The organism is Cereibacter sphaeroides 2.4.1 (genome assembly GCF_000012905.2).
Lineage (GTDB): Bacteria > Pseudomonadota > Alphaproteobacteria > Rhodobacterales > Rhodobacteraceae > Cereibacter_A > Cereibacter_A sphaeroides.
Map to the genome: position 1 here is coordinate 303,298 of NC_007494.2, position 25,388 is coordinate 328,685.

Annotated in this window: 22 protein-coding genes; 8 read left to right on the forward strand and 14 right to left on the reverse strand. The window is 68.4% G+C overall.

The genetic code is table 11. From position 1 onward, the window contains the following. Window positions 1-86: 86 nt before the first annotated feature. On the forward strand, window positions 87-1,637 hold the full coding sequence (locus RSP_RS16870; RefSeq protein WP_011339153.1) for a D-aminopeptidase: 1,551 nt from the start codon (window positions 87-89) through the stop codon (window positions 1,635-1,637). A gap of 57 nt (window positions 1,638-1,694) precedes the next feature. On the opposite strand, the gene RSP_RS16875 is transcribed toward RSP_RS16870, so the two are convergent. The 11 genes from RSP_RS16875 to RSP_RS16925 all read right to left on the reverse strand — a co-directional run bounded on the left by RSP_RS16875 (window position 1,695) and on the right by RSP_RS16925 (window position 14,729). Further along, the gene (locus RSP_RS16875) at window positions 1,695-3,206 is read right to left on the reverse strand and encodes an ABC transporter substrate-binding protein (RefSeq protein ID WP_011339154.1); all 1,512 of its coding nucleotides are present in this window, start codon (window positions 3,204-3,206) and stop codon (window positions 1,695-1,697) included. Beyond that, the gene (locus RSP_RS16880) at window positions 3,203-4,876 is read right to left on the reverse strand and encodes a dipeptide ABC transporter ATP-binding protein (protein WP_011339155.1); all 1,674 of its coding nucleotides are present in this window, start codon (window positions 4,874-4,876) and stop codon (window positions 3,203-3,205) included. The genes RSP_RS16875 and RSP_RS16880 overlap by 4 nt, the downstream gene beginning before the upstream one ends. After that, a complete protein-coding gene (locus RSP_RS16885; protein WP_011339156.1) occupies window positions 4,873-5,700 on the reverse strand; it encodes an ABC transporter permease in 828 nt (275 codons plus the stop codon). Before RSP_RS16885 ends, RSP_RS16880 begins: the two co-directional genes overlap by 4 nt. After that, window positions 5,697-6,635, reverse strand: coding sequence for an ABC transporter permease (locus RSP_RS16890; RefSeq protein ID WP_002723873.1), 939 nt, complete (start codon window positions 6,633-6,635; stop codon window positions 5,697-5,699). The genes RSP_RS16885 and RSP_RS16890 overlap by 4 nt, the downstream gene beginning before the upstream one ends. 267 nt (window positions 6,636-6,902) lie before the next feature. Further along, complete coding sequence (locus tag RSP_RS16895; RefSeq protein ID WP_011339157.1) at window positions 6,903-8,681, reverse strand: ABC transporter ATP-binding protein; 1,779 nt, start codon at window positions 8,679-8,681, stop codon at window positions 6,903-6,905. Continuing rightward, the gene (locus tag RSP_RS16900) at window positions 8,678-9,637 is read right to left on the reverse strand and encodes an acetamidase/formamidase family protein (protein ID WP_011339158.1); all 960 of its coding nucleotides are present in this window, start codon (window positions 9,635-9,637) and stop codon (window positions 8,678-8,680) included. The genes RSP_RS16895 and RSP_RS16900 overlap by 4 nt, the downstream gene beginning before the upstream one ends. Before the next feature lie 5 nt (window positions 9,638-9,642). Continuing rightward, window positions 9,643-11,265, reverse strand: coding sequence for an ABC transporter substrate-binding protein (locus RSP_RS16905; RefSeq protein ID WP_011339159.1), 1,623 nt, complete (start codon window positions 11,263-11,265; stop codon window positions 9,643-9,645). Between the two features lie 21 nt (window positions 11,266-11,286). Next, window positions 11,287-12,207, reverse strand: a complete 921-nt coding sequence (locus RSP_RS16910) for an ABC transporter permease (RefSeq protein WP_002723881.1) — start codon at window positions 12,205-12,207, stop codon at window positions 11,287-11,289. Further along, window positions 12,207-13,094, reverse strand: coding sequence for an ABC transporter permease (locus RSP_RS16915; RefSeq protein WP_002723883.1), 888 nt, complete (start codon window positions 13,092-13,094; stop codon window positions 12,207-12,209). Before RSP_RS16915 ends, RSP_RS16910 begins: the two co-directional genes overlap by 1 nt. Next, window positions 13,072-13,671, reverse strand: a complete 600-nt coding sequence (locus RSP_RS16920; RefSeq protein WP_002723885.1) for an ANTAR domain-containing response regulator — start codon at window positions 13,669-13,671, stop codon at window positions 13,072-13,074. Before RSP_RS16920 ends, RSP_RS16915 begins: the two co-directional genes overlap by 23 nt. After that, a complete protein-coding gene (locus tag RSP_RS16925) occupies window positions 13,668-14,729 on the reverse strand; it encodes a transporter substrate-binding protein (RefSeq protein ID WP_011339160.1) in 1,062 nt (353 codons plus the stop codon). The genes RSP_RS16920 and RSP_RS16925 overlap by 4 nt, the downstream gene beginning before the upstream one ends. A 331-nt stretch (window positions 14,730-15,060) precedes the next feature. Between RSP_RS16925 and RSP_RS16930 the strand changes: the two genes are divergently transcribed. Both RSP_RS16930 and RSP_RS16935 read left to right on the forward strand, forming a co-directional pair. Beyond that, entirely contained in the window at window positions 15,061-16,446 is a 1,386-nt protein-coding gene (locus RSP_RS16930; RefSeq protein ID WP_017140341.1) for an aspartate aminotransferase family protein, read from the forward strand. A 3-nt stretch (window positions 16,447-16,449) separates the two neighbouring features. Continuing rightward, window positions 16,450-16,881, forward strand: coding sequence for an acyl-CoA thioesterase (locus RSP_RS16935; RefSeq protein ID WP_009561457.1), 432 nt, complete (start codon window positions 16,450-16,452; stop codon window positions 16,879-16,881). Between the two features lie 181 nt (window positions 16,882-17,062). On the opposite strand, the gene RSP_RS16940 is transcribed toward RSP_RS16935, so the two are convergent. The 3 genes from RSP_RS16940 to RSP_RS16950 all read right to left on the reverse strand — a co-directional run bounded on the left by RSP_RS16940 (window position 17,063) and on the right by RSP_RS16950 (window position 18,620). Then, the gene (locus tag RSP_RS16940; protein WP_011339162.1) at window positions 17,063-17,593 is read right to left on the reverse strand and encodes a cupredoxin domain-containing protein; all 531 of its coding nucleotides are present in this window, start codon (window positions 17,591-17,593) and stop codon (window positions 17,063-17,065) included. 95 nt (window positions 17,594-17,688) lie between these two features. After that, entirely contained in the window at window positions 17,689-18,120 is a 432-nt protein-coding gene (locus RSP_RS16945) for a c-type cytochrome (protein WP_011339163.1), read from the reverse strand. A gap of 158 nt (window positions 18,121-18,278) precedes the next feature. Beyond that, window positions 18,279-18,620 (reverse strand): hypothetical protein, encoded by a 342-nt coding sequence (locus RSP_RS16950; protein WP_172825290.1) that lies wholly within the window; start codon window positions 18,618-18,620, stop codon window positions 18,279-18,281. Window positions 18,621-19,277: 657 nt separating this feature from the next. On the opposite strand from RSP_RS16950, the gene RSP_RS16955 reads away from it, so the two are divergent. The 5 genes from RSP_RS16955 (at window position 19,278) to fba (ending at window position 25,367) form a co-directional block, all read left to right on the forward strand. Further along, the gene (locus tag RSP_RS16955) at window positions 19,278-20,273 is read left to right on the forward strand and encodes a class 1 fructose-bisphosphatase (protein ID WP_011339166.1); all 996 of its coding nucleotides are present in this window, start codon (window positions 19,278-19,280) and stop codon (window positions 20,271-20,273) included. A 3-nt stretch (window positions 20,274-20,276) separates the two neighbouring features. After that, on the forward strand, window positions 20,277-21,155 hold the full coding sequence (locus tag RSP_RS16960; RefSeq protein WP_002723905.1) for a phosphoribulokinase: 879 nt from the start codon (window positions 20,277-20,279) through the stop codon (window positions 21,153-21,155). Between the two features lie 80 nt (window positions 21,156-21,235). Next, entirely contained in the window at window positions 21,236-23,209 is a 1,974-nt protein-coding gene (tkt, locus tag RSP_RS16965) for a transketolase (protein WP_011339167.1), read from the forward strand. A 10-nt stretch (window positions 23,210-23,219) separates the two neighbouring features. Further along, window positions 23,220-24,221: a type I glyceraldehyde-3-phosphate dehydrogenase gene (gap, locus tag RSP_RS16970; RefSeq protein WP_011339168.1), complete on the forward strand. Its 1,002-nt coding sequence runs from the start codon at window positions 23,220-23,222 to the stop codon at window positions 24,219-24,221. 81 nt (window positions 24,222-24,302) lie between these two features. Beyond that, window positions 24,303-25,367 carry a class II fructose-bisphosphate aldolase gene (fba, locus tag RSP_RS16975; RefSeq protein WP_011339169.1) on the forward strand — a complete coding sequence of 355 codons (1,065 nt, stop codon included), beginning with the start codon at window positions 24,303-24,305 and terminating at the stop codon, window positions 25,365-25,367. Window positions 25,368-25,388: the final 21 nt, after the last annotated feature.

Below are 25,388 nucleotides of genomic sequence, written 5' to 3' on the forward strand. Positions count from 1 at the left end.
CCCGCGGGGCGCGTGCGACATCCGGCCATTGCAGCGAGGGCGCGGCTGGGCCACTCTCCGGCCGAGAAACGACCAGCAGGACCAAGATGACACTCGATCTCGACGCGCTCGACCGCGCCCTCGATGCGCTGCCGAACCTCTTCCGCGGACCCGGCGGCGTGGCCGGGGTGGTCAAGGACGGGCAGGTGGTGGCCAGCCGCGCCTGGGGCTACGCGGACCTGACCCGCCGCCGCCCGATGGAGACAGGCACGCGCCTGCCGATCTGCTCGATCTCGAAGCAGTTCACCTGCGGCGCGCTGCTCGACACGCTGGGCGACACCGCCGCTTACGATGCGCGGGTGGCCGAGTTCCTGCCGCAGTTCGAGGGGCCGCTGCCGACGCTCCGCCAGCTCTGCGACAACCAGTCGGGCCTGCGCGACTACTGGGCGCTGACCGTACTGCAGGGGGCCGAGGCCGCCCAGACCTTCCGGCGCGAGGATGCGCTGCCGCTGATCGCGCGGATGAAGACCGGGCATTTCCCGCCCGGCACCGCCTATTCCTACTGCAACTGCAACTTCCGCATCGTTTCGGAGATCCTCGAGAGCGAGACGGGCCGCGCGCTGCGCGATCTCTATGCCGAGCGGATCTTCGGGCCGGCGGGGATGCGGACGGCCGAGCTCACCTCGGACACGCGCCACCCGGCCGATGAGGTGGTGGGCTACGAGGGCAGCGATGCAGTGGGCTTCTTCCCGGCCGACAACGGGATCTTCTGGATCGGCGATGCCGGCATCTCGGCCTCGCTTCAGGACATGCTGGCCTACGAGAGCTGGATCGATGCCACGCGCAACGATGAAAACTCGATCTACCGCCGCATTTCGGTGCCGCCCGCCTATGTCTGCGGCACGCCCGCAAGCTACGGCTTCGGCCTCTCGCATGAGACGGTGGCGGGGGTGAAGGTCACGGGCCACGGCGGCGCGCTGCGGGGCTTCCGGGCGCAGCGGTTCCATGCGGCCGATGAGCGGCTCTCGGTCGTGGTGATCTTCAACCACGAGGCCAGCGCCCATGCGGCGGCAAGCTCGCTGCTGGCGGCGGCTCTGGGCCACGAAGCGCCGAAGGGCGCGCGCCCGGAGGGCTGGGCCGGCCAATGGCTCGATCCCGAGAGCGGGCTTCTGCTGCGCGTCGGGGAGGATGCCGAGGGGCTGACGCTGCGCTTCGCGACCGGCCCGGACCGGCTGACCGCGGGCGAGGATGGCGTGCCGCGGGGGGCGGGCGTGAGCCTTGCGCGCGAGGGCGCGATGCTCGTCATGAACCGGACCTCCGACAATCTGACCGTGCGGGCCGAGCCGCTGCCCGTCGTCGCCGTGGCGGATGCGGGCGAGATCGCCGGGCGCTACCATGCGCGCGAGCTCGAGGCCGATCTCGTGATCGAGGCGCGCGACGGCGGCGCCTATGCGGGCTTCGAGGGGCTTCTTGGTGCAGGGCCGATGGAGCGGCTGCATCCGGTCGGGCCCGATGTCTGGATCGTCACGACGCGGCGGTCGATGGATGCGCCCGCGCCGGGCGACTGGACCCTGCAGGTCCGGCGCGAGGGCGGGGCCGTGACCGGCCTCCGCCTCGGCTGCTGGCTCGCGCGGCGCATCGACTACGCCCGGGTCTGAGCCAAAAAAGGGGCCGGCGCACCGCGCCGACCCCCTTGGTCCGCCAGAGGCGGAGCCTCAGTTCTTCACCGTATCCTCGAGGAAGAAGCGGCCCAGCGGGTTCTGGTTGAAGTTCTCGATATTGGCACGCGTCACGTTGATGAAGGGGCTGTAATAGAGGTCGATCCAGTGGGTATCGGCCTTCGACAGTTCCTGGATCTCGGTATACATCGCCTCGCGCTTGGCCGGGTCCATCTCGAGCCGGGCATCGGCCACGAGCTGCTTCACCGTGTCGTTTTCGTAGCGCGTCATGTAGTTCATGTTGACGTCGTGACCCAGAACGAAGGTGGTCTTCTGGTCGGGATCGAGGATGTCGTTCGTCCAATACATGACCGACAGGTCGTATTCGCCATTCACCAGCATGTCCCAGGTCATGCTTGGGTCCATCTTCTGCAGATTGACCGTGATCCCGGCCTGACCCAGCTGCTGCTGGAGGAGGACGGCGATCTGCTCGTCCACCTCGTTGCCCGCATTCACCACATAATCGAGGCTCACGTCGGACACACCCGCCTCGGCCAGAAGCGCCTTGGCCTTCTCGGGGTCGTGGGGCCGCAGCAGGTTGTTGTCGTTGTGATAGAGCGCGCCGGCGGGGATGTAGGAATTGGCGATCTGCGCCTGCCCGAAGGTCACCGTGTCGACGATCGCCTGCTTGTCGATGGCGAGATCGATCGCCTCGCGCACCTTGGGATCGTTCAGTGGCTCGTGCTCGTGGTTGAGGAGCAGATGGTCCTCGCGCGTCGAGGGCTCGACCATGACCTTGAGGTTGGTATCCTTCTTCAGTTCCGCCACCCGCGAGAAGGGCACGAAGATCGCGGCGTCGAGTTCGCCCGCCTGCACGCTCAGCATCCGGCTGTTGTCGTCGGGGATCGAGATCCATTCGACCCCGTCGAGGCTCACCCGGTCGGCTTGCCAGAATTCCGGGTTCTTCTTCAGGATCACCCGGTCGCCGCGGCGCCATTCCTTGACGGTAAAGGCGCCCGAGGCCACGGGCTTCTCGGCATAGGCCTCCTCGCCCATGGCTTCGACGCCCGCCTTCGACAGGATCGAGACGGCGGGCATCGCCATGGTGGACAGGAAGGGCGCCGAGGGGGTCTTCAGCTTGACGACGAGGGTCTTCGGATCGGTCGCCTCGGCAGTTTCGATCACCGCATAGCTGTCCGACCAGAGCGACAGTTCGCTGTCGCGGATGCGCAGCAGCGTGAAGGCCGCGTCCTCGGCGGTGATGGGCGAGCCGTCGGAGAAGTTCGCGTCGCGCAGATGGAACGTGTAGGTGAGCCCGTCCTCCGAGATCTCCCAGCTTTCGGCCAGACCGGGCTCGAGCTTGGTCCCGGTCTTGTCCACGCGCACGAGCACGTCATAGACGTTCGAGAAGACCCAGAAATCCACGTTCTGCGCCGTGGCGATCGGGTCGAAGGTGGTGCCGTCCTCGCGCCGGCCGATGGTCAGCACGCCCGCGGCTTCGGCGATGCTGCCGAGGCCGAGGGTCACGCTCAGCGCGATGAGGCCGACGCGGGCCCATTTTCCTGTCATGTGAGCAGTCCTTCCTGTTGGGTCTGGCTTCTGGGGTCGGGCATCGCGGCCGCCAGCGGCTGGTCGGGGTCGATGCTCGGGATGGCCGCGATCAGCGCCGCGGTATAGGGATGGGAGGGGCGGGCGAAGACCTCGGCCGAGGGCCCGTCCTCGACCACGCGCCCGTGCTGCATGACCACGACCCGCTCGCAGAGCGAGCGGACGATGGCCAGATCGTGCGCGATGAAGAGGAGCGTAAGCCCCTGCGCCGCCACGAGCGTACGGAAGAGCTCCACGATCTGCGCCTGGATCGTGACATCGAGGGCCGCCACGCATTCGTCGGCCACGATCAGCGTCGGATCGACGGCGAGCGCCCGCGCGATGCCCGCGCGCTGGCACTGGCCGCCGCTCAGGCTGCGGGGCCTGCGGTCGGCGAAGCCGCGGTCGAGCCCCACCATGTCGAGAAGCTCGTTCACCCGCGCGGGGATGGCTGCGCGCGCCACCTTGCCCTGCACGCGCAGCACCTCGGCCAGCGTCTCGCCCACGGTGAGGCGCGGGTTCAGCGCGTTGAACGGATCCTGAAACACCATCGCCGCCTCGCGCCGCAGCCGGGCGAGCGTCCGTGCGCGTTCGAGCGTCAGCACCGAGCCGTCGAAGGCCACATGACCCGAGGTGACGGGCTGAAGCCCCAGAAGCGTGCGGGCGAGCGTGCTCTTGCCCGAGCCGCTCTCGCCCACGATCCCCACCGTCTCGCCGCGCCCGATGCGCAGGCTCACCCCGTCCACCGCCTTGAAGCGCCGCCGCGCCCAGGGCGATCCTCCGGCGGGGAAGCTCACCTCGAGATCGTCGATCTCGATCAGCGGGCGGCTGTGGGGCTGATAGGGCTCGCCCACCGCTTCCTCGTGGGGGAGCGAGGGATGCGACGCGATCAGCGCCTGGGTATAGGGATGCTGCGGGGCCGCGAGCAGGCGGCGCTTCTCGCCCTCCTCGACGATGCGCCCGTCGCGCATGACGGCGATCCGGTCGCAGGTCTGGGCCACGACGCCCAGATCGTGGGTGATGAGGATGATCGAGAGACCCCGGCTCTCGCGCAGATCGGCCAGCTGGCGCAGGATCTGCGCCTGGATCGTCACGTCGAGCGCGGTGGTGGGCTCGTCCGCGATCAGGATATCGGGATCGCAGGCAAGCGCCACCGCGATCATCGCGCGCTGGCGCATCCCGCCCGAGAATTCGTGCGCATACATCCGCGCCTGCCGCGGCGGGTCGGTGAAGCCCACCTGCCGCAGGATCGTCACCGCCTCCTCGCGCGCGGCGGCGCGGGGCAGGCCGCGGTGACGGCAGAGCCCTTCGGCGATCTGATCGCCGATCCGCATCACCGGATCGAGGTGGCTGGTCGGGTTCTGAAAGATCATCCCGATCCGCCGCCCGCGGATGTCCAGCATCTCGCGCTCGGGCAGGCGGGTGATGTCGCGCCCGGCAAGGCTCACATGCCCCTTCGTGACCGAGAGCTTGCGCGAGGGCAGAAGTCCCATCACCGCGCGGCAGAGCAGGCTCTTGCCCGAGCCGCTCTCGCCCACGAGGCCCAGGATCTCGCCCTTCTTCAGCTCGAGCGAGACCCGGTCGATGAGAAGCCGTTCCTCGGTGCCGTCGCGGAAGCGGATCTCGAGGTCGCGGATGGCAAGCAGGCTCATTCCTTCACCCCCAGAAGATCGCCGAGCGCGTCGCCCAGCAGGCTGAAGCCGAAGGCCAGTGTGACGATGGCGAGGCCCGGGAACAGGGTGATCCACCAGGCGGTGGTGATGAAGGCCTGACCCTCCGCCACCATGACCCCCCATTCCGCGAGCGGGGGCTGCACCCCGAGCCCGAGGTAGCTGATCGCCGCGCCATTGAGCAGCACGAGCACCGCGTCCGACATGACGAAGACGAGCGAGCCCGCCAGCGCATTGGGCAGCAGATGGCGGAACATGATCCGGGTGCGCGAGAAGCCGAGGCTCTGGGCCGCCACCGCGAAATCCTGCGTCTTGAGCACGAGGATCTGCGCCCGGATCAGCCGCGCATAGGAGACCCAGCCCACCAGCGCCATGGCGATGTAGAAGCTGGTGAGCCCGGGCCCGAGGATCGCGATGATCGAGAGCATCAGGACGAGGAAGGGGAAGGCCAGGATCACGTCGATCAGGCGCATGAAGAGCGCGTCGATCCAGCCGCCGAAGAAGCCCGCGAGCGTGCCCACGGCCGTGCCGATCAGGAAGGGAAAGAGCACCCCCAGCACTGCGATCTGCAGATCGATCCGGGCGCCCCAGATCACCCGCGAGAGCACGTCGCGGCCGAAATTGTCGGTGCCGAACGGATGGGCGAGGCTCGGCGGCTGCAGGCGGATCGATCCGTCCTGTGCGATCGGATCGAAGGGCGCGATCCAGGGCGCGAGCAGCGCCGCGAGGAGGAAGGCCAGAAGGAGCGCGGTCCCGATGGCCAGCATCGGGCGGCGGCGGACGGGCAGGCCGAGCGCGGCGATCACAGCTTCACCCGCGGGTCGAGGGCGACCGTCACGATGTCGGCCAGGAAGTTCACCAGAACCGTGGCGACCGCGAAGGTCATGGCCACGCCCTGCACCACCATGTAGTCGCGCGAGAAGATGCCCCGCACCAGAAGCTGCCCCATGCCGGGCAGGGCGAAGACGCTCTCGACCACCACGGTGCCGCCGATCAGCCAGCCGATGTTGACGGCGAGAAGGTTCACCGTGGGCACCAGCGCGTTCGGCACCACATGGCGCCAGAAGACCGCATTCTCCGACAGGCCGCGGGCGCGGGCGGCGGTGGCCACATCGGAATGGATCCCCGCGATCATGCCCGCCCGCAGGCTGCGCGTCAGCACCGCCGAGAGCGACAGCGCCACCGTCAGCCCCGGCAGGATCAGGTGCGAGATCTTCTCGCCCAGCGTCTCGCCGTAGCCCGAAACCGGCAGCCAGCCCAGCGTGACGCTGAAGAGCAGGATCAGCACGAGGCCCAGCCAGAAGGGCGGAAAGCCGATCCCCAGCGTCGAGACGACCCGCACCGCCTGATCCGCCGCCCGGCCCTGCCGCCGGGCCGAGATGGCGGCGAAGGGAACGGCGATGGCGAGCGAGAGGAGGACGCCCATGGTCACGAGCGCGAGCGTCGGCTCGATCCGCGTGGCGATCAGCGGCAGGACGTCGATCTTGTAGAGGGTCGAGCGGCCCATCTCGCCGGAAGCGAGGTTCTTCAGGAAATAGAGATACTGCGCCCACATCGGCTCATCGAGGCCGTATTGCGCGCGGATCCGGGCGAGCGCCGTGGGCGTGGCGCGGGTGCCGAGCAGGATGCGCGCGGGATCTCCGGGGATCAGCCGCACCAGCACGAAGGTGATGACCGAGATGCCGAAGAGCACGGGCAGGAACTGGAGCGGGCGGAAGAGCACGAAGCGGTAGCGGTGCATGGCGCTCCCTCAGCGGGTCCGGGCGGCGCAGAGGCCGGGACGAGGGCAAGTCATGAGGCTCCTTAAAGAAACAGCCCTTCGCCCGGCGCAGGGCCGCTGGGGCCGCGCCGATCCGAAGGGCTCGAATGCCGATATGTGGGGCCCACGTTCGGCTCCCTGCGACCGTAAGGTCAAGCACAAAGACGCACGTCTCCTGCAGCGGTTGATTGCGCACAAGGTTTGCGCGACAGAAGGCATATCTGCAAGAATCTTAAGCGCGACTCCGGTTCACCGTGCGACAAGGTGACCCGCGCCCACATCGGTGAGCCGCACCCGCTCGGGCCCCGAGCCGACGGGATGGACCGGGCTCGGGATTTCGCCCGCCAGCCGGGGCGCGGGCGGGCGCTGATGCAGCGGATCGGGCACCGGCACCGCCTCGATCAGCCGCCGGGTGTAGGGATGCTGCGGGTTGCCGAAGACCTGATCGCGGGTGCCCATCTCGACGATCTGGCCGAGATACATCACCGCCACCCGGTCCGAGACATTCTCGACCACCGCCATGTCATGGCTGATGAACAGGAGCGCGATGCCGAACTCGCGCTTCAGTGCCGCGAGCAGATCGAGCACGCGCGCCTGCACCGAGACGTCGAGAGCCGAGACGGATTCGTCGGCGATGATGAGCTCGGGGCGCAGCGCGAGCGCCCGGGCGATGCAGATCCGCTGCCGCTGGCCGCCCGAGAATTCGTGCGGATAGCGCTCCATCTGCGCGGGGCTGAGGCCCACGCGGGTGAGCAGGTCGCCCACGCGGGCGCGGCGCTCCTCGGGCGTGCCGATGCCGTGGATCACCAGCGGCTCGGCGATCAGGTCTCCGATCCGCATCCGGGGATCGAGCGCCGCCATCGGATCCTGAAAGACGATCTGCACCCGTCGGCGCAGGGCCTTGCGCCCGGCCGCGTCGAGCGCTCCGAGCCTGTCGCCGCCGATCTCGATCCGGCCTTCGTGCGGGACGAGGCCGACCATGGCCTTGGCGATGGTGGATTTTCCGCAGCCCGACTCGCCCACGAGCGCGAAGGTCTCGCCGCGGCGGATGTCGAAGCTTACATGTTCGACGGCATGGACGCGCGCCTGTGTGCGCCCGAGCAGCCCGCCCTTCAGGTCGAAGCGCACCTGCAGGTCCGAAAGCCGCGCGATGGGCTCGGCCTCCACCGGCGGGCGGCCCCGGCCCGCGCCCATGCGCGGCACGGCGGCCAGAAGCGCGCGGGTGTACTCGGCCCGCGGTTCGGTGAAGATCTGCGTGGCCGGGCCTTCCTCGACCATGCGCCCGTCGCGCATCACGATCACCCGGTCGGCCATCTCGGCCACCACGCCCATGTCATGGGTGATGAGGATGATCGCCGTGCCCAGCTCGCGCTGAAGGTCGCGCAGAAGGTCCAGCACCTCGCGCTGCACCGTCACGTCGAGCGCGGTGGTGGGTTCGTCGGCGATGAGCACCTCGGGGCGGAGCGCCAGCGCCATGGCGATCATCACCCGCTGGCGCATGCCGCCCGAAAGTTCGTGCGGATACTGGTCGAGCCGCCGCTCGGGCTGCGAGAGGCGCACCGACCGCAGGGCCTCGAGCGCGCGGGCGCGGGCCTCGGCCTTCGAGACCGTCTCATGGGCGCGGATGGCCTCGGCGAGCTGCGTGCCGATGGTCAGCACCGGGTTCAGCGAGGTCATCGGCTCCTGAAAGATCATCGCCACCCGGTCGCCGCGGATGGCGCGCATCCGTCCCTCGGGCAAGTCGGTGAGCTCGGTCCGGCCGAGCTTGACGCGCCCCCCGGTGATCCGCACCGCGGGCGGGGGCAGGAGGCCCATGATCGCAAGCGAGGTGATCGACTTGCCCGAACCGCTCTCGCCCGCGATGGCGAGCGTCTCGCCGCGGGCGAGCGTGAAGGAGAGGCCCGAGACCAGCGGGCGCAGGCCCGCTTCGGTGCGGACCGAAACCTCGAGCCCCTCCACGGTGAGCGCGGGCAGGGCCTCTGCGTCCGGGGCGGAGGCCGCCCCGGAAAGGAGTGCGGCGCCGCTCATTCGAAGACGGCGCGCGGGAAGTAGAAGCTCACGACCCAGTTCGGCATGTCCACGATCTCGGAGATCCGCAGGTCGCCGCAGGTCGAGACCAGCATGTAGGCCTCGACCGGCGCCATGCCCCGCGTGGCGCAGAGATGGTCGATCATCGCCGAGACCGCATCGCGCGCCCCGCTCATCAGGTCGGGCCCGATGCCGGTGGTGACCTCGTAGCCCTTGGCGTCGAGGTGGCGCGTGACGGGCCCGGGCGTGGTGAAGCGCGGGGTCTTGAGGTTCGCGCCCTTCACCAGATCGAGCGTCAGGACCACATCCATCGGGCTTTCGATGGCCGTGCCGCAGACCTCGCCGTCGCCCTGCGCCGCATGGGTGTCGCCCACGCTGAACAGCGCCCCGGCCACCTCGACCGGCAGGTAGAGCGTCGTTCCCGCCGCGAGGTCGCGGATGTCGAGGTTGCCGCCCACGCGCCGGGGCGGCACCACCGAATGCAGCCCCGGCTCGGCCAGCGCATTGCCGATGGTGCCCGCGAAGGGCTTGAGCGGCACGCGCCCCTCCTTGCCCCAGAGCGCGGGCGCGAGGCTCTCGGCATCGTATTTCCAGATATGGAGCGCGGCTTCGGTGAACTGGTCGGCCAGGAGGCCGAACCCCGGGATGTTGGCCGTCCAGCCCCAGCCCGTGCCCTCGCGCACCTGCGGGGTGAAGCTCTCGATCGTGACCTTCAGCGCGTCGCCCGGCTCGGCCCCCTCGACATGGATCGGGCCCGAGACCGGGTTGATCCGGCCGAAATCGAGCGCCACCACGTCGGCCAGCACGGACGAGGGTCCGAGCTGGCCTGCCGAGGAATCCTGGCAGTGGAAGAGGATGGTCGAGCCGGGCTCCACACGCTCGGCCGGGGGGAGCGAATTGTCCCAGCCGAAGTGATGCTGCGCGCCGTGGATCGTGTAATTGCAGGCCTTGCACATGGGTCTTACTCGGTCACGAAGACATAGTCGTAGTTGACGGGGATCGAGACGGGATCGACATAGAGGCTGTCGTCGCCGCCCATGCGCGCGGATTTCATCGTGTAGCGCTGTTCGTTGAAGACGGGCACCCACGGGGCCTTCTCCATCACGCCCATATAGACGTCGGACCAGAGCTTCAGCCGCTCCTCGGCGCGGGCCGGATCGGCGAGGCTGTCGGCCTCGGTGGCCTTGGCGTCGAGCGCCTCGTCGCAAAATTTCGACCAGTTCCAGCCGCCGTCAGCCGCGCCCGCGCAGCCCAGGATCGGGCCGTAGAAGTTGGACGGATCGGGGAAATCCGCGATCCAGGCCATGCCGCCCGACCAGATCATCGGCGCCGAGCCATTGCCGCCGGCCTCGATCACATTGGCCTGCGCGAGGCTCTGGATCGCGGCCTTGATGCCGATCTGCGACAGATCCTGCTGGATCGCCTGCGCGATGCGTGGGTTCGGGTCGGTGTTCATCACATAGAGCTCGGTCTCGAACCCGTCGGCGAAGCCCGCCTGGGCGAGCAGCGCCTTGGCCTTCTCGACATCGTGCGGATAGCCCTCGTAGCCTTCGGTATAGCCCGGCATCGAGGGCGGCAGCGGCTGGGTCGCGGGGATCGCGCGGCCGTTGATGATCTGGGTGATCCGCTGCTTGTTGATCGCCATGTTGACGGCCTGACGGACCTGCAGATTGTCGAAGGGCGGCTGGGTCACGTTCATCGTGATGTAGCCCGTGTGCAGCTGCCCGCCCTCGACCACGCGCTCGGCCTGCGCCGGATCGGCCATCACTTCGGTGAATTTCGCAGGCGGAATGCCGTCGCCGGGCACGTCCACCTCGCCGTTCTGCAGCCGCAGCAGCGCCACGATCGGCTCCTGTCCCACCTCGAAGACGATGCTGTCGAGATAGGGCACGCCCTCGCGCCAGTAGTCGGCGTTCTTCTCGAAGACGAGACGCTGGCCCAGCGTCCATTCGGCGAGCTTGAAGGCCCCGGTGCCGACCGGCTGCTTGCCGAAGTCCGCGCCCGCCGCCTCGACGGCTTCCTTCGGCACCACCGAGGCGAAGTTCAGCGCCATCACATGCAGGAAGGTGGCGTCGGGACGCGAGAGCTCGATCCTGACGGTCGAGGGATCGACCACCGTCACGCCCTCGAGCGTGCTGGCCGAGCCGTCGGCCATCGCATCGAAGCCCTTGATCGAGCCGAAGAAGCCTGCGCCCGGCGACTGGGTCGCAGGCAGGGTCACGCGGTCGAGCGAATATTTCACATCCTCGGCCGTCATCTCGCGGCCGTTGTGGAATTTCACGCCCGGGCGCAGCTTGAACGTATAGGTGAGCCCGTCCTCCGAGATCTCGTAGCTCTCGGCGAGGCCGGGGCGCAGCTCGGTCGTGCCGGGGACGTAATCCATCAGCCCGTCGAAGATCGATTTGATCATCGACCAGTTCTGCCAGTCGTAGCCGATGGCCGGATCGAGCGTCGCCACATCGTCCTTGTAGGTGATGGTGATCGTGCCGCCGGGCTTCGCATTCGGGTCGGGCGTATAGTCCTGGGCTGCGGCGGGCAGGGCGAGCGCCAGCATCACGGCGGTGGAGGCGAGCAGTCTGTTCATGGGTCTCTCCTGTCGGTCCTGTTATTTCAGCTTGATGCGGGGGTCGATGAAGGGCGTCACGAGATCGGCCAGAAGGTTGCCCAGCACGATGGCGCAGGCCGAGACCATGGTGACGCCCATGATGATCGGGATGTCGATGCGCTGGATGGCCTGCCAGGCCAGCTGGCCGATGCCGGGCCAGCCGAACACGCTTTCCACAACGACGATGCCGCCCATGAAGATGCCGATGTCGATGCCGATCATGGCCACGATGGGCAGGATCGCGTTCGGCAGCGCGTGGCGCAGGATCACGCGGCCGCGCGTGAGGCCCTTGGCGCGGGCGGTGCGGATATAGTCCTGACGCAGCACGTCGATCATGCTCGAGCGCATCATCCGGCTGTACCAGCCCGAGCCGAGGATCCCGAGCGTGACGGCGGGCAGCACAAGATGCGAGAGCGTGCCGTAGCCGCCGATGGGGAACCAGCCGAGCTTGACCGCGAAGACATAGAGGAGGAGCAGGCTCACCACGAACTGCGGTGCCGAGACCGCGACGAAGGAGACGATCATCAGCCCCTGATCGAGCGCCCGTCCGCGCCGGAGGGCTGCGACGATGCCCATGGTCAGGCCCAGCACCAGCTCGCACAGGATCGCGCCGCCCATCAGTTGCAGGGTGGCGGGCAGGCGCGCCGCGATCAGCGTCGCCACATCGGTCTTCTGCAGGTAGCTGCGCCCGAAATCGCCCTGCATGAGCCCCCAGAGATAGCGACCGTACTGCACGAGGAAGGGCTGGTCGAGACCGAGCTGGCGGCGGATGTTCTCGACCACCTGCGGCGTGGCCGAGCGGCCCGCGATCTGGCGCACCGGATCGGCCGGCAGCACATAGAGCAGGATGAAGGTGACGAGCGAGACGCCGAGCAGGATCAGGGCCGACTGGAACAGGCGGCGAAGGAGATAGGCGGGCATCAGTCCCTCCCGCGCTGGGTCGGGTCGAGCACGTCGCGCAGCGCGTCTCCGACGAGGTTGAAGGCGAGCGCCAGAAGAAGGATGGCCGCGCCCGGAATGAAGACGAGCCAGGGCGCCGACTGGAAGTAGGTCTGGTTCTCGAAGATGATGTTGCCCCAGCTGGGCGTCGGCGGCTGCACCCCCACGCCGAGGTAGGAGAGCGTGGCCTCGAGCAGCACCGTCGTCGAGATGCCGAGCGTGCCCCAGACGATGATGGTGGGCAGAAGGTGGGGCAGGATGTGGCGGAAGAGGATCCGCGCCGTGCCCGCGCCCAGGGTTCGTTCGGCCGCGATGAACTCGCGTTCGGACAGGGCCGAGGTCTCGGTGAAGATCACCCGCGCGGTCTGCACCCAGTTCACGAAGGCGATCACCATGGCCACGATCCAGAGCGAGGGCTGGAAGATCGCGGCAAGGCAGATCGCCAGCAGAAGCGCCGGGAAGGCCATCATCAGGTCGGTGAAGCGCATGAGCACCGCGCCGATCCAGCCGCGGAAATAGCCCGCCGTCAGGCCCACGAGCGTGCCGATCACAAGCGCAAGCCCGTTCGCGGCCACCCCGATGATGAGCGAGGTGCGCGCCCCCCAGAGGATGCGCGAGAAGAGGTCGCGGCCCAGCAGGTCGGTCCCCAAAAGGAAGGCGCCTCCGGGCGGCAGCGGCGCGCCCTCGATGGTCAGCCCGTCGAAATGCTGCTCGCTCGGGTCGAAGGGCGCGACGAGGGGCGCGAGGACGGCGCCGCCCACCACGAGGAGGATCAGGAACAGGCCGAAGAGCGCCAGCGGCCGCTCGGCCAGCCGGCGCAGCGCGCCCTTGGCGCGGATGGGGCGCTCAGCCGCGGTCGCGTCGGTCATCCGGTCCTCCCTGGCTCGCGACGATGCGGTGCGCGGCCTCCTCGATACTCACCCGCCAGGCCATCGCCATCTGGCGGAGCTGGCCGTAGGCGGCGCTCTCGTCCCTGGCCCGTTGCGCCAGCAGCGTCACCGCCTGCACGACGGTCTGACGCTGATCGAGCCGCCGCCTCAGGTCCGCGATCTCGGCCGACAGCGCGCGGTGCGCGTCGAAGGCCGCCCGCGCGATCAGCAGCGCCGAATAGGCGCCGCTGTCGCCGATGGGCTTCAGAAGCTGGGCATGGGCGCCGGCCTGCAGGCTCCATTCGATGCGCCCCGGGGCCTCCGACCCGATCAGCGCGATCATGGGCATCGGGCTTTCGCCGGGTTTCCACGGAAACTGAGCATCGTGCCCCATGTCCGCGTCGAAGAAGATGAAATCGGCCGAGATCGCCTGCGGCTCGAGGTCCGGCCAGCAGTCTCCGACCTCGAGGCCGATGGCGTGAAGCTGGCGGGTCAGCGCCTGAACGACCGGGTGCGGCCGGTGCAGGATCACCGCCCGCGCGCCGCCGAGATTCTGGTGCCGGACGCCGCGCTTCATGACACGATCCGCAGCGTGGCCGGGCGTGCGGGCGCGGGATGGGTCAGGTAGGGATCCCCGGGACGTGCGGGCAGGCGCTCGCGCACCGTGAACCGGCCGCCCGAGACCTGTGAGATCAGGACCGGCAGCGCGGTGTGATGCGTCTGCGGATCGACGATGCCCGGAGGGGACCCTGCGAGCAGCTGCGAAAGCGGAAGCCGCTCGGCGCCCGGACGGCCGGAGAGCAGGCGTGCAAGCTCCATCACCGCTGCATGGGCCGCCGCCTCGTGCGACGAGCCGAACCGGCCCTCGCCGCGGAAGTAGGGTCCGGCGGCGATCAGCCCCTCGGCCGCATCCCCCAGCGCGGGCAGCTCGCATTCGGTGAGGTTGCAGGACATCACCGGGCAGCGGTCCGGACGGAAGCGGGCATCCTCGCGCCCCAGCGCCTGATAGGCCTTGAGGAAGGCATAGGAGGAGGGGCCGATCAGCGAATTCAGGATGAAATCCGGCGCGGTCGCGCGGATCTCCTCGATCATCCGGTCGATCTCGAGCGATCCGATGGGCAGGTAGCGTTCGCCCAGAACCTTGCCGCCCGCTGCCCCGATCCGCTCGCGCGCCAGCCGGTTCATCTCCCAGCCCCAGATGTAGTTCGACCCCGTCAGGTAGGCGCGGCGGCCGAAGGCCGGAAAGGCCCAGTCGAGCAGCGGCAGCAGGTGCTGGTTCGGGCAGGCATGGGTATAGACCACATGGTCCGAGGCTTCGAAGCCCTCGTAGGGCACCGCATACCAGAGCGTCCCACGCGCCTTCTCCAGCGTCGGGATCACCTCCTTGCGGCTCCAGGAGGTGACGCAGCCCACGACGTGACGCAGCCCCTCATGGGCCAGAAGTTCTTCGCACAGAGGGGCATAGAAGTCGATGTTGCCACCGGGATCGCGCTCGACCGGCACCAGCTCCAGATCGAAGGGCCCGGCATTCACCTCGGCCACGGCGGCCAGCGCCCCGGTGCGGCAGGCGTCCGAGATCAGCGCGTAGCTGCCCGAGCGGGAGTAGAGAAGTCCAAGGTCGATGCGTCGCTTCATGGGTTCCAGAACGCAAAAGCCCCGCTCCAGAGGGGGACCAACTGGATACGGGGCGCGAATGCCGGTCCGGGACGAGCCCGGTATATGGGTTCCATCCTTGGCCCGAAGTCCGGGGGGGCGTCAAGGACTCCCACATGGGCGATGCAGGGTTTTGCGGGCAACATGGCGCAATTTACGTCAATCCGTCAGGGCTGCTGCGCATCTTTTGTGCGCCGCGGGAAGATCCGGCAGTCGAACCTGTCGTGAGCACCGGGTCCATGGCATCCGGGACAGAGATCGACAAACGGCCCGGAAACGGCTAGATGCAAAGATGCAACCCTCGCATGGCCTTATGATGAACAGCCTCTCGAACTCGCTCGCCGCCGCAGACATAGCCCATTCGCTGCACCCCTATACCAACGCCCGCGCACACGAACGGAACGGACCCCTCATCATCACGCGCGGTCAGGGCGTGCATGTCTATGACAGCGAGGGGCGGGAATATATCGAGGGTCTGGCAGGGCTCTGGTCGGTGGCCGTGGGCTTCTCCGAGCCGCGTCTGGCCGAGGCTGCCGCGCGGCAGATGGCCGAGCTGCCCTATTATCACACCTTCGCCGGCAAGGCGCACGAGCCGCAGATCCGGCTGGCCGAGAAGCTGGTCGAGATGACGCCCGAGGCGCTGACGCGGGTGTTCTTCACCAACTCGGGCTCCGAGGCCAACGACACGGTGGTCAAGCTCGTCTGGTTCATGAACAACGCCCTCGGCCGGCCGCAGAAGAAGAAGTTCCTGTCGCGGATCAAGGGCTATCACGGCATCACCATCGCCTCGGGGTCGCTCACGGGGCTGCCCGTCAACCACAAGGGCTTCGATCTGCCCGCCATCCCGGTCGTGCATCTGGGCTGCCCGCACCACTGGCGCTTCGGCGCCGAGGGCGAGAGCGAGGCCGAGTTCTGCGCCCGCCTCCTGCGCGAGGCCGAGGAGACGATCCTCGCCGAGGGGCCCGAGACCGTCGCCGCCTTCATCGGCGAGCCGGTCATGGGCGCGGGCGGGGTGATCGTGCCGCCGGACGGCTACTGGTCGGGGATCGAGGCGCTCTGCCGGAAATACGACATCCTTCTCGTCTCGGACGAGGTCATCAACGGCTTCGGCCGGACCGGCGCGCGCTGGGGATGCGAGAAGTTCGGCTTCACGCCCGACATCCTCGTGACCTCGAAGCAGCTCACCTCCTCCTATATGCCGCTCGCGGCGGTGCTGATGACCGACAAGGTCTATCAGACCATCGCCGACCATACGGAGACGCTGGGCACGCTCGGCCACGGCTTCACCGGTTCGGGCCATCCGGTCGCCACGGCGGTGGGGCTCGAGAACCTGACCGTCATCGAGGAGCGCGACCTGATGGGCAATGCGGCCCGTCTCGAGCGCCCGTTCCAGGACGGGCTGCGCGCGTTCCGGGACAATCCGCTGGTGGGCGAGGTGCGGGGCACGGGGCTCATCGCCGCGATCGAGATGGTGGCCGACCGGGCCACGAAGCGCAGCTTCGAGCCCTTGGGCAAGGTGGGGGCGCGCGCCGCGGCCTTCGCGGCCGAAGAAGGTCTCCTCTGCCGGGCGCTCGGCGACACGCTGGCGCTCTGCCCGCCGCTGATCGTGACCGAGGCCGACGTGGGCCGCATCCTCGAACGGATGGGCCGTGCGCTCGACCGGACGGCGGACTGGGCCCGGGCCGAGGGGCTGATCTGAGACATGGCGGCCCGTCCCGCACCGGGAGGCCGGGCCGATTACCGGATCTTCCGCGAGCACAGCACGCGCTGGATGGACAATGATGCCTACGGCCATTTGAACAATGTCGTTCATTATGCCCTGTTCGATGCGACTGTGAACGGCTGGCTGATCGAGGCGGGGCTCATCGGCCCCGCGCGGGCCCGGATCGGCCTCGTGGCCGAAACCGGATGCCGCTACCATTCCGAGATGGCCTATCCCGACCGGATCGCGGCGGGGCTCAGGGTCGCGCATCTCGGCACCTCCTCCGTGCGCTACGAACTCGGGCTCTTCCGCAACGAGGCCGAGCTGGCCTCAGCGGAAGGGTTCTTCGTCCATGTCTATGTGGATCGAGCGACCCGCAGGCCCGCGCCGCTGCCGCCGGATCTGCGGGCGGCCCTCGAAACTCTCCGCTAGAGCGCTCTCCTGCGCTTTCATTCTGGCAGAAATATCCCCGCCGGAGGCTCCGACAGAGGACCCGGGCGCAGGGGTCGGACCCGGAAGCGCCACGCCGGACGCGGGAACGGCCCGACGCGGCGCGCAGCGCCCGCCCATCCTGCAGGTGCGCGGGCTCCCCCGACCCGAGGGAGCCTCGCTGTCAGTGAACCGTGAGCGGCCCGTGCATCCCCCCCTCGTAATGGCCGGGAATGAGGCAGGCGAATTCGTAGCGGCCCGGATCGCCGAAGGTCCAGAGGATCTCGCCGCTCTCGCCCGAGGTCAGCCGGAGCGCGTTGGCCTCCCGATGCCTCATGTCGGGCATCTCGGCCATCATGGCCTTGTGCTCCTCTATCTCGCCCGACGTGTCCATGACGAACTCGTGCTCCTGCTCGCCCGCGTTGCGGATCACGAGGCGCACCGTCTCGCCCGCGGCGAAGGACAGGTTCGCCGGCTCGAAGATCATGCGGCCATCCTCCGTCTCGCGCATCGTCACCGTCACGGCGCGCGCCTCTGCCGCAGCAGAGGCCGGCGCGCCGAGGGGCATCGCCGCTTTCGCGTCGTGCATGTGATCCATGGCGGACAGGCCGCCCTCGGGCTTACCCATTGCCCCCTGCGCGTGCCCGTGCGAGCCGTCCGCCTGTGCAGCGCCGGCCCCGAGGGCGGCGACCAGAGTCATCGTCAGAAGTTTCATCTCTTTCATCCCATGTCGGCATCGGCGCGCCGCAGCGGCCGGTTGAGGATCGGGCCGGGGCCGCTCCTGCGGCTCCGGACGGTGTCGCGGACGCGTCAGCTGCCCGAGACCTGCCGCTGGTAATCGGCGGCGCGCTCGGGCCAGGTGCTCTTGATATAGTCCAGCACGGCCCGGATTTCCGCGTCGGTCAGGAGGTCGGCAAAACCCGGCATGTCGCTCTCGTAGCCATTGCCGACGAGGGCTGCGGTGCCCTGCCGGACGATCGCGAGCAGTTGCGCATCCGGATGGTGCCAGGTGTGCCCCGAGGCATCGTGGGGCGGGGCCGGATAGCGGCCGTTGGGCAGAGGCTCGCCCCAGTCGGGCTGCCCCTCGAGCTCTGCGCCATGGCAGGAGGCGCAGTTCGCCGCATAGACCTGCCGGCCGAGCGCGATGGTGTCGGCATCGGGTCCGGTCGGGGCCGCGTCCGGCAGAAGCAGCCAGAGCGCCGGGATGGCTGCAAGCGGGGCGGCGAGGAGAAGGCGCTTCATCTGCGCCTCCTCAAGCCGGAGGACACCCCGTGCGGTGGCAAGGCAGGGCAAAGGGCGGCACGGGGGCCGCTGTGGAAGAGGGTGGGCATCGGTTCAATCCCAACGGTCCGCCGACAAGGGCGGATGTCTTCAGACAGGCAGGCGCGGAGCCCGCCGGTTCAGACGCGGGACGACCCTCTGGGTGGCCTGTGCTCGGGCGGGGGCCGCCGCCCGGCGAGACGCTCGCTCCAGCCGGCGTGGTGCAGGCTGTCGCGGCGGTGCGCGAGAAGCTGAAGGGCCGCAGGCAGGACCACCGGCATGGTGGCACAGGCGGCGGCGCAATCCTTCAGGTTCTTGCCGGTCATTTCCGCGCAGGGCCCTGTCGAGGGCTCCATCTGCGCGACATGATGGTCCGTGTCCGCAGGCGTCGCCGAGGGGGCCGAGCGCAGAGCCGGCCCCGCCACGAAGGCAAGGGCGAGCAAGGCCGCAAGGCAGAACTCGAGGAGTCGGAAGCGGATCATGCGAAGAGGATATATCTCTCGTTCCGCGACAAACAGAGGTCTCACGAAAGCGTCAGGCTTGGGCAGGGCTGCAACACCTCCCCCCGGCAAGGAGCGCGGGGCCTCTGCCGAGCAGGAACGGCAGAGGCCCCGCCTCCGAGCCGCATGGACGGCCGGGCCCCCTGGAACCCGCTCAGGGCCATGATCTTTTCGGCGAGGACCTTCCCGACCTGTTTCGGCCCGACGGGCTGCCGGGAGAGTCGGTCTCCGCCAGGCGGATCTTCCCTGCCTTGGGGTCGCTGCAAGCCCTCCACGCTGCCCCTTGGCCTCGTGTCCCCTGCGGCAAAGCGTCTTTCATCCCGGACGTTCTCCGAATGAAGTCGGAGGCGGGGGACCGGCCCTGCGCCAAACTCCGAATGGCTCCGGATCGGAGTCGTCGCTACGGAAAAGTTCTTAACCGATTGGCGGGACGCAAGAATGTTGTGCCGCCATCCTCGGAGCGGGGTGAGCGGACGGTCTCGACCAATGCCGGCGCCCCACTGTTCGACGCGCGGAGTGCAGAACATGGCCCTCTCCTGGCCGAGAGATTAAAATTTTTAGAAGGCATCTTGGCTATTTTCAAATATTCATGAACCGGATCCTGACGCAACGTCCGCCGCGACAGAGGCAGGAGGAGCCATGGCCATCGAGCTGGAGGACCTGGGGCTGAGCCCCGATGTGGCGGACGTGATGCAGCGTCTGGCGCGCGTGGGGGCAGGCATCGCCCGCATCATCTCGCGCAACGGGCTCGAGCGCGATCTGGGCGCGGGCGTCGGCACCAATGCCGGAGGAGACGGGCAGAAGGCGCTCGACGTGATCGCGGACGACGCGTTCCGCGCGGCGCTCGAAGGCTCTGCGGTGGCTTATTACGCCTCCGAGGAGCAGGACGAAGTGGTGACGCTGGGCGAGGGAAGCCTCGCGCTCGCCATCGACCCGCTGGACGGCTCGTCCAACATCGATGTGAACGTGTCGATCGGGACGATCTTCTCGATCTTCCCGGCGGCGGCTGGCCCCGAGGCCAGCTTCCTGCGCCCGGGCACCGAGCAGATTGCCGGCGGCTACATCATCTACGGGCCGCAATGCGCGCTGGTCTGCAGCTTCGGGCAGGGCGTGCAGCACTGGGTGCTCGACCTCGATGCGGGCATCTTCCGGCGGATGCCCGACATCCGCCCGCTGCCGGCCGAGACGTCCGAGTTTGCGATCAACGCCTCGAACTACCGCCACTGGCCGCAGCCGATCCGCGCCTTCGTCGACGATCTGGTCGCCGGGGCCGAGGGGCCGCGCGGCAAGAACTTCAACATGCGCTGGATCGCCTCGCTGGTGGCCGAGACGCACCGCATCCTGATGCGGGGCGGGGTGTTTCTCTATCCCGGCGACGAGCGCAAGGGCTACGAGCGGGGCCGGCTGCGCCATGTCTACGAATGCGCGCCCATCGCCTTCCTGATCGCGAATGTCGGGGGGGGCGCCACCGACGGCTGCGCCGACATCCTGACCGCGCTGCCCGACCGGCTGCACGCCCGCACCCCCTTCGTCTTCGGCTGCGCGAGCAAGGTCGCCCGCGTCGCCGCCTATCACGATCTGGCCTGCGAAGAGACGTCCGCTCTCTTCGGCAGCCGGGGCCTGTTCCGGAGTTAAAGAGTGTCGAAGAAATATCCCATCATTTCCGTGGTCGGCTCGTCCGGCGCGGGCACCTCGACGGTCAAGAACACGTTCGAGCAGATCTTCCGCCGCGAGGGGGTCAAGTCCGTCTCGATCGAGGGCGACGCCTTCCACCGCTTCAACCGGGCCGACATGAAGGCCGAACTCGAGCGGCGCTATGCGGCGGGCGATGCGACCTTCTCGCATTTCTCCTACGAGGCGAACGAACTGAAGGAGCTGGAGCGCGTCTTCCGCGAATATGGCGAGACGGGGCGCGGCCGCACCCGCACCTATGTCCATGACGATGCCGAAGCCGCCCGGACGGGCGTGGCCCCCGGCAATTTCACCCAATGGGCGCCGTTCGAGGACAACAGCGACCTGCTTTTCTACGAGGGGCTGCACGGCTGCGTGGTCAATGACGAGGTGAACCTCGTCCGCCATGCCGATCTGAAGCTCGGCGTGGTGCCGGTCATCAACCTTGAATGGATCCAGAAGATCCACCGCGACCGGGCGCAGCGCGGCTATACGACCGAAGCCGTCACCGACGTGATCCTGCGCCGGATGTATGCCTACGTCCACTGTATCGTCCCGCAATTCTCCGAGACGGACATCAACTTCCAGCGCGTGCCGGTGGTGGACACCTCGAACCCGTTCATCGCGCGCTGGATCCCCACGCCGGACGAGAGCCTGATCGTGATCCGGTTCAAGAACCCGCGCGGGATCGACTTCCCCTATCTCACCTCGATGATCGCGGGCTCGTGGATGAGCCGGGCGAATTCCATCGTGGTGCCGGGCAACAAGCAGGATCTGGCGATGCAGCTGATCCTGACGCCGCTCATCGAGCGGATGGTGCGCGAGGCGCGCCGCGCGCGGGCCTGAGGCGCGACAGACAGACGGAGAGGGGGCCGCGGATCGAGCCGCGGCCCGGCAACCGGGACGCACAGCGAAGGATGAGAGCCATGAAGGACATTGGAGCCGCGCAGGAGACGCGGATGGCGAACGCCATCCGGGCCCTCGCGATGGATGCGGTGGAGAAGGCCAAGTCGGGCCATCCCGGGATGCCGATGGGGATGGCGGACGTGGCGACCGTCCTCTTCAACCGCTTTCTCACGGTCGATCCTTCGGCGCCCAAATGGCCCGACCGCGACCGGTTCGTGCTGTCGGCGGGGCATGGCTCGATGCTGCTCTATGCCATCCATCATCTGCTGGGCTATGCCGATATGGACATGGATCAGATCCGGTCCTTCCGCCAGCTCGGCGCGCGGACGGCGGGCCACCCGGAATACGGCCATGCCGAGGGGATCGAGGTCACGACCGGGCCGCTCGGTCAGGGGATCGCGACCGCGGTGGGCATGGCGCTGGCCGAGCGCATGAAGAACGCGCGCTATGGCGATGATCTGGTGGACCATTTCACCTATGTCATCGCGGGTGACGGCTGCCTGATGGAGGGCATCTCGCACGAGGCCATCGACATGGCGGGTCATCTGGGCCTCGGCCGGCTGATCGTGCTGTGGGACGACAACCGCATCACCATCGACGGCGACACGGGCATCTCGACCTCGACCGACCAGAAGGCGCGGTTCGCCGCCTCGGGCTGGCATGTGCTGGCCTGCGACGGTCATGCGCCCGAGGAGATCGCCGCCGCCATCGAGGCCGCACGGCGCGACCCCCGGCCCTCGATGATCGCCTGCCGCACGGTGATCGGCTACGGCGCGCCGAACAAGCAGGGCGGCCACGATGTCCATGGCGCGCCGCTGGGCGCGGCCGAGATCGCGGCGGCGCGCGAGCGGCTCGGCTGGGACCATCCGCCCTTCGAGATCCCCGCGGATCTCTACGAGGCCTGGGGCCGGATCGCCGCCCGCGGCGCCGACGCCCGCGCGGCCTGGGAAACACGCCTTCAGGCGAGCCCCCTCCGCGCCGCCTTCGAGACGGCGGAGGCGGCCGACACCTCGGCGCTGCCGCCGGCCATCGCGGCCTACAAGGCGCGGCTCTCGGCCGAGGCGCCCAAGGTCGCGACCCGCAAGGCCTCGGAAATGGCGCTGGGTGTGGTCAACGAGGCGCTGCCCTTCGCGGTCGGCGGCTCGGCCGACCTGACGGGCTCGAACCTGACCCGCTCGAAGGGCATGGTCTCGGTCGCGCCGGGCGCCTTCGCGGGCAGCTATATCCATTACGGCATCCGCGAGCACGGCATGGCCGCCGCGATGAACGGGATCGCGCTGCATGGCGGCCTGCGCCCCTACGGCGGCACCTTCATGGCCTTCGCCGACTATTGCCGGCCCTCGATCCGGCTCTCGGCGCTGATGGGCGTGCCGGTGACCTATGTCATGACGCACGATTCCATCGGGCTCGGCGAGGATGGGCCCACGCACCAGCCGGTCGAGCATCTGGCGAGCCTGCGGGCGATCCCGAACCTTGCGGTGATCCGGCCTGCGGATGCGGTCGAGACCGCCGAGGCCTGGGAGATCGCCATGACGGCGACATCCACGCCCACGCTTCTGGTGCTGTCGCGCCAGAACCTGCCCACGGTGCGGACCGAACATCGGGACGAGAACCTGACCGCGCGCGGCGCCTATCTCCTGCGGGATCCGGGCGAGCGACAGGTGACGCTGATCGCGACCGGCTCGGAGCTGGAGCTGGCGCTGGCCGCGGCGGATCTTCTGGCCGCGGAAGGCATCGCCGCCGCCGTGGTCTCGGCGCCCTGCTTCGAGCTCTTCGCCGCGCAGCCGGCGGACTACCGGGCGACGGTTCTGGGACGGGCCCCGCGTGTGGGATGCGAGGCGGCGCTGCGGCAGGGGTGGGATCTCTTCCTCGGACCGCAGGACGGGTTCGTGGGCATGACGGGCTTCGGCGCTTCGGCGCCCGCGCCCGCACTCTATCAACATTTCAACATCACCGCTGAAGCCATTGTCAAATCGGCAAAAGAACGGATCTGAGGGAAGAAGGATGACAATCAGGGTTGCCATCAACGGCTTCGGCCGTATCGGCCGCAACGTGCTGCGGGCCATCGTGGAGTCGGGGCGCACCGATATCGAGGTGGTCGCGATCAACGATCTGGGTCAGGTCGAGACCAACGCGCATCTTCTGCGCTTCGACAGCGTGCACGGCCGCTTCCCGGCCAAGGTCACCAGCGGAGACGACTGGATCGATGTGGGCCGCGGCCCGATCAAGGTGACGGCGATCCGCAATCCGGCGGAGCTGCCCTGGGCGGGTGTCGACATGGCGATGGAATGCACGGGCATCTTCACCACCAAGGAGAAGGCCGCGGCCCATCTGCAGAACGGGGCGAAGCGGGTGCTCGTCTCGGCGCCCTGCGACGGGGCCGACCGGACCATCGTCTATGGGGTGAACCATGCGACGCTCACCGCGGACGACCTCGTGGTCTCGAATGCCTCCTGCACCACCAACTGCCTCTCGCCGGTGGCCAAGGTGCTTCACGATGCGATCGGCATCGCCAAGGGCTTCATGACCACGATCCACAGCTATACGGGCGACCAGCCCACGCTCGACACGATGCACAAGGATCTCTACCGCGCCCGCGCCGCGGCGCTGAGCATGATCCCCACCTCGACGGGAGCGGCGAAGGCGGTGGGCCTCGTGCTGCCCGAGCTCAAGGGCCGGCTCGACGGCGTGTCGATCCGGGTGCCCACGCCCAATGTCTCGGTGGTGGATCTGGTGTTCGAGGCCGCCCGCGACACGACGGTGGAGGAGGTGAATGCGGCCATCGAGGCCGCCGCCTGCGGACCGTTGAAGGGCGTGCTGGGCTTCACGACCGAGCCCAACGTCTCGTCCGACTTCAACCACGACCCGCATTCGTCGGTGTTCCACATGGACCAGACCAAGGTGATGGAGGGCCGCATGGTCCGCATCCTCAGCTGGTACGACAACGAATGGGGCTTCTCGAACCGGATGGCCGACACCGCCGTGGCGATGGGCCGGCTTCTCTGACCAAGCCGGGGGGCGCTGCCCCCCGGACCCCCCGGGATATTTCGGCCAGAATGAAAGGGCCGACAGGCAAGGACTTCACCCATGGCACTCATCACGCTTCGCCAGCTTCTCGATCACGCGGCCGAACAGGGCTACGGCGTTCCCGCCTTCAACATCAACAACATGGAGCAGGGTCTCGCGATCATGGAGGCGGCGCGGGCCTGCGATGCGCCCGTCATCATCCAGGCCAGCCGCGGCGCGCGCAGCTACGCCAACGACATCATGCTGGCCAAGATGATCGAGGCGCTGGCCGCGATCTATCCCGAGATCCCGCTCTGCATGCATCAGGACCACGGCAACAACGAGGCCACCTGCATGACCGCGATCCGGCACGGCTTCACCTCGGTGATGATGGACGGCTCACTGAAGGCCGATGCCAAGACGCCTGCCGATTATGACTACAATGTCGATATCACCGCCCGCGTGAGCCACATGGCGCATTGGGTGGGCGCCTCGGTCGAGGGTGAGCTGGGCGTTCTGGGCAGCCTCGAGACCGGCGAGAGCGAGGCCGAGGACGGGCATGGCGCGGAAGGCAAGCTCGATCACAGCCAGCTGCTGACCGACCCCGATCAGGCGGTGGATTTCGTGAAGAAGACCCAGGTCGATGCGCTGGCCATCGCCTGCGGCACCTCGCACGGCGCCTACAAGTTCAGCCGCAAGCCCGACGGCGAGATCCTCGCCATGTCGGTGATCGAGGCGATCCACAAGAAGCTGCCCGACACCCATCTCGTGATGCACGGATCCTCGTCGGTGCCGCAGGAGCTGCAGGACATCATCAACGCGTTCGGCGGCGCCATGCCGCAGACCTTCGGCGTGCCGGTCGAGGAGATCGTGCGCGGCATCAAGATGGGCGTGCGCAAGGTCAATATCGACACCGACTGCCGCATGGCGATGACCGGGCAGTTCCGCCGCATCGCGCAGCAGACGCCTTCCGAATTCGACCCGCGCAAGTTCCTCAAGCCCGCGATGGATGCGATGCGCGACCTCTGCAAGCAGCGGCTCGAAGCCTTCGGCACCGCAGGCCAGGCCGGGAAGATCAGGATCATCCCGATGGACGATATGGCCAAACGCTATGCCAGCGGCGCGCTTGCGCCCAAGACCGCCTGAAAAGCCTCGTGTGAAAGGATA

Bases quoted from the DNA above. Each gene is read 5' to 3' on its own strand.
- RSP_RS16870 (WP_011339153.1), top strand. From the start codon at position 87: ATGACACTCGATCTCGACGCGCTCGACCGCGCCCTCGATGCGCTGCCG.
- RSP_RS16875 (WP_011339154.1), bottom strand. From the start codon at position 3,206: ATGACAGGAAAATGGGCCCGCGTCGGCCTCATCGCGCTGAGCGTGACC.
- RSP_RS16880 (WP_011339155.1), bottom strand. From the start codon at position 4,876: ATGAGCCTGCTTGCCATCCGCGACCTCGAGATCCGCTTCCGCGACGGC.
- RSP_RS16890 (WP_002723873.1), bottom strand. From the start codon at position 6,635: ATGCACCGCTACCGCTTCGTGCTCTTCCGCCCGCTCCAGTTCCTGCCC.
- RSP_RS16895 (WP_011339157.1), bottom strand. From the start codon at position 8,681: ATGAGCGGCGCCGCACTCCTTTCCGGGGCGGCCTCCGCCCCGGACGCA.
- RSP_RS16900 (WP_011339158.1), bottom strand. From the start codon at position 9,637: ATGTGCAAGGCCTGCAATTACACGATCCACGGCGCGCAGCATCACTTC.
- RSP_RS16905 (WP_011339159.1), bottom strand. From the start codon at position 11,265: ATGAACAGACTGCTCGCCTCCACCGCCGTGATGCTGGCGCTCGCCCTG.
- RSP_RS16910 (WP_002723881.1), bottom strand. From the start codon at position 12,207: ATGCCCGCCTATCTCCTTCGCCGCCTGTTCCAGTCGGCCCTGATCCTG.
- RSP_RS16915 (WP_002723883.1), bottom strand. From the start codon at position 13,094: ATGACCGACGCGACCGCGGCTGAGCGCCCCATCCGCGCCAAGGGCGCG.
- RSP_RS16920 (WP_002723885.1), bottom strand. From the start codon at position 13,671: ATGAAGCGCGGCGTCCGGCACCAGAATCTCGGCGGCGCGCGGGCGGTG.
- RSP_RS16925 (WP_011339160.1), bottom strand. From the start codon at position 14,729: ATGAAGCGACGCATCGACCTTGGACTTCTCTACTCCCGCTCGGGCAGC.
- RSP_RS16930 (WP_017140341.1), top strand. From the start codon at position 15,061: ATGATGAACAGCCTCTCGAACTCGCTCGCCGCCGCAGACATAGCCCAT.
- RSP_RS16935 (WP_009561457.1), top strand. From the start codon at position 16,450: ATGGCGGCCCGTCCCGCACCGGGAGGCCGGGCCGATTACCGGATCTTC.
- RSP_RS16940 (WP_011339162.1), bottom strand. From the start codon at position 17,593: ATGAAACTTCTGACGATGACTCTGGTCGCCGCCCTCGGGGCCGGCGCT.
- RSP_RS16945 (WP_011339163.1), bottom strand. From the start codon at position 18,120: ATGAAGCGCCTTCTCCTCGCCGCCCCGCTTGCAGCCATCCCGGCGCTC.
- RSP_RS16950 (WP_172825290.1), bottom strand. From the start codon at position 18,620: ATGATCCGCTTCCGACTCCTCGAGTTCTGCCTTGCGGCCTTGCTCGCC.
- RSP_RS16955 (WP_011339166.1), top strand. From the start codon at position 19,278: ATGGCCATCGAGCTGGAGGACCTGGGGCTGAGCCCCGATGTGGCGGAC.
- tkt (WP_011339167.1), top strand. From the start codon at position 21,236: ATGAAGGACATTGGAGCCGCGCAGGAGACGCGGATGGCGAACGCCATC.
- gap (WP_011339168.1), top strand. From the start codon at position 23,220: ATGACAATCAGGGTTGCCATCAACGGCTTCGGCCGTATCGGCCGCAAC.
- fba (WP_011339169.1), top strand. From the start codon at position 24,303: ATGGCACTCATCACGCTTCGCCAGCTTCTCGATCACGCGGCCGAACAG.